At 55.5% G+C, this 236-nt stretch carries 2 tRNA genes; both read left to right on the top strand.

The features are described 5' to 3' along the window. Positions 1–2: 2 nt before the first annotated feature. Positions 3–76 (top strand) — tRNA-Ile (locus N8L39_RS09430). An 8-nt stretch (positions 77–84) separates the two neighbouring features. Continuing rightward, a tRNA-Glu gene (locus N8L39_RS09435) sits at positions 85–156 on the top strand. Positions 157–236: the final 80 nt, after the last annotated feature.

Consider the following 236-nt stretch of genomic DNA (forward strand, 5'->3'; position numbering starts at 1 on the left):
TTGGGCGCGTAGCTCAGGTGGTTAGAGCGCACGCCTGATAAGCGTGAGGTCGGTGGTTCGAGTCCACTCGTGCCCATAAAGTTTGGTCCGTTGGTCAAGGGGTTAAGACACCGCCTTTTCACGGCGGTAACACGGGTTCGAATCCCGTACGGACTATTTTGGAGGATTACCCAAGTCCGGCTGAAGGGAACGGTCTTGAAAACCGTCAGGCGTGTAAAAGCGTGCGTGGGTTCGAA

The organism is Streptococcus mitis (assembly GCF_946190285.1).
Taxonomy (GTDB): Bacteria; Bacillota; Bacilli; order Lactobacillales; family Streptococcaceae; genus Streptococcus; species Streptococcus mitis_CP.